This is a genomic window from Synechococcus sp. W60.3, assembly GCF_047502615.1.
In the GTDB taxonomy this organism is placed as follows: Bacteria; Cyanobacteriota; Cyanobacteriia; order Thermostichales; family Thermostichaceae; genus Thermostichus.
This window is the reverse complement of record NZ_JANSHJ010000071.1, coordinates 1-2,689: the sequence shown is the minus strand read 5'-3', so window position 1 is coordinate 2,689 and position 2,689 is coordinate 1. Positions and strand designations below refer to the sequence as shown.

General features: G+C 55.2%; 2 protein-coding genes. Both read right to left on the bottom strand.

From position 1 onward, the window contains the following. A partial coding sequence (locus NW846_RS12460) for a nitrate ABC transporter ATP-binding protein (protein WP_414516181.1) occupies window positions 1–1,363 on the bottom strand: 1,363 nt, incomplete at its 3' end. Window positions 1,364–1,522: 159 nt separating this feature from the next. Beyond that, complete coding sequence (gene ntrB, locus NW846_RS12455; protein WP_414516179.1) at window positions 1,523–2,350, bottom strand: nitrate ABC transporter permease; 828 nt, start codon at window positions 2,348–2,350, stop codon at window positions 1,523–1,525. Between the last annotated feature and the right edge of the window lie 339 nt (window positions 2,351–2,689).

Below are 2,689 nucleotides of genomic sequence, written 5' to 3'. Positions count from 1 at the left end.
GCTCTCCCACACAGTAGCCATCGATGTTGCCGGCTGTTAGGTTGGCCACCATCTGAGCCGGGGGCAGCGTTTTCAGCACCACGTCATGATCCGGGTGGATCCCACCGGCTGCCAGCCAATAGCGCAACAGCAAATTGTGCATGGAGCTGGGATGCACCACCCCAAAGGTCAGCCGACGGCTGGGGCTATCCAGGATGTAAGCCTTCAACTGGCTGAGGGTGTGGATCCCTTGCTCGTAGAAGCGCCTGTGCAGGGTAATGGCATTGCCGTTGCGGGTCAAGGTGAGGGCAGTCACCACCGGCTGGGGTGGGTTGTCCCCGCCGCCCAGAGACATCCACACCGGCATGCCGGCGGGCATTTGGGCCGCATCCAAGTAACCTCCCTGGATGCCGTCTTGGATCCCTCGCCAACTGGTTTCCCGCACCAGATTGACTTCTTCCAGGCCGTGTTTGGCAAAAAACCCCTTTTCTTTGGCCACCGCCAACGGGGCGCAGGCGGTCAGGGGCACAAAGCCGATCTCCAAGTTGATCTTTTCTAAACCGTGCCTGGCCACCACGGTGCTGCGGCGGGCCCGCCACTGTTTGATCCGTTTTTGCTGGTTCAAAAAGTAGATGATCTCGCTGCGATAGCTGTAGTAGCTGGGGTGATTGACTACCTCCAACCGGCGGCGGGGGCGGGGAATATCGATGGTTAAAATGTTGCCAATTCGGGATCCCGGCCCGTTGGTCAGCATCACCACCCGATCCGAGAGCAGGACGGCTTCGTCCACGTCGTGGGTGACCATGAGGGTGGTCATCTGGTGTTCTTCGCAGATGCGCATCAACTGCTCCTGCAAATTCCCGCGCGTGAGGGCATCCAAAGCGCCAAAGGGCTCGTCCAACAACAACACCTTGGGCCTCACAGCCAAAGCGCGAGCGATGGCTACCCGCTGCTTCATGCCCCCTGACAGTTGAGCCGGGAACTTATCCGCCGCCTGCCGCAAGCCGACCAGATCGATATGTTCTTCGACAATCTGCTGACGCTCTGCCGGGGAGTAGTTTTTCAGCACAGCGTCTACCGCCAGGGCAATGTTTTGTCGAACCGTTAGCCAAGGCAAAAGCGAGTAATGCTGAAACACCACCATGCGATCCGGGCCGGGAACGGTGATGTTGTGTCCATCCAAAGCCACGATCCCTCCGGTAGGCAGAGACAACCCCGCCACCATGTTCAGTAGGGTGGACTTGCCGCAGCCGGAGTGGCCGATTAAGGAGACAAACTCCCCGCGGTGAATTTGGAGATCGATCCCTTTGAGGGCTAGATATTCTTGGCCTCCAGGCAGACCAAACGCTTTTTCCACTTGCTCTACACTGACCAATACAGACACAGAAGACCTTCCCACCTGTAGATATTGCTCAGCAACTCGGATCCCAGACCTCAGTTCTACTCTTTTTGAAGAGCTGATTGGGGCTAACACTCAAAGACAATGTAAGAGGGATCCCAACTCAATTGGATGGACATGCAGTGAAAAGATCTGCAAACGAGGCTAGCGATTGGCTATTTTGCTTTGCAGGGCAGCCACCAGTCGATCCAAAAGCAATCCCACCGCTCCGATGTAGATGACAGCAACGATGATCTCAGTCACGTAGTTCTGCTGGTAGGCATCCCAGATGAAAAAGCCGATCCCTGGCACGCCGGACATGACAATTTCTGCAGCAATAATCGCCAGCCAGGATAGGCCAATGCCAACCCGCAAACCTGTGAACATGTAGGGCAAAGCAGAGGGCAGCAGCACCTTAAAAAAGAAGTCAACTTTAGAAAGCCTCAGCACTCTAGAAACGTTGATGTAGTCTTCCGGGATCTGCCTCACCCCCACCGCCGTGTTGATCAAAATGGGCCAGATAGAGGTGATGAAAATAACAAACAAAGCAGCCGGCTCATTGCGCTGCAAAGCAGCCAAGGAGATGGGCACCCAAGCCAAGGGAGCCACCATGCGCAAAAACTGGAAGATGGGATCCAAAGCGCGGTTGATCCACATGCTGCTGCCCACCAAGATCCCTAGGGCAATGCCCACCAAAGCGGCACTGCAGTAGCCGATGACCACCCTTTGCAGGCTGGCCAAAGTTTGGCGCAGCAGCCCTTGGTCGAGGTCGCTATTGCGGTACAGAGGATGCAGGATTAGGTAGCGGCTGCGCTCATCCATCCACACATCCCAGGGCCCCGGCAGCCGAATCAGGTTGGCGCCGGACAAAAGTTGCCAAATCAACAAAAATCCCACAATGCCAACCACGGGAGGGAGGATCTGATCTCGATACTTGGCAAAGTCGAACTTGGTTGTCGAGGGCTTTGCCGGAGAAGAAAGTGTCGTCGTCATGGCTCCTAGAGAGGATAGAGTTTTACAAAGTTCTCTGTTTCTGCGCCTTCGAAACACCTCGACTGAGGGGTTCTACAAAGTTCTGGAATCAGAGCATGAACTTGGATCAGCTTTGCCTTTTCCTTGGACGGGCAAGCACAGGGACTGCAAACTCGACAAAACTCTCACAGCAATCAGCAAAATCAGCGCCCCCATTGCCATTGAAAGGATGAGCCTGTCCCAGTAAAGCTTGGCTGGTCTCTCGAAGCAGGGATCCCTGGAGTGTTCTCGCGGAACGTGCAGCAGAGCTACAGCCTTTTAATTTAAAATAGGGTACAGGTATTCAAGAGGAAGGAGAGA

Coding starts and splice junctions, on each gene's coding strand:
- ntrB (WP_414516179.1), bottom strand. CDS start 2,350: ATGACGACGACACTTTCTTCTCCGGCAAAGCCCTCGACAACCAAGTTC.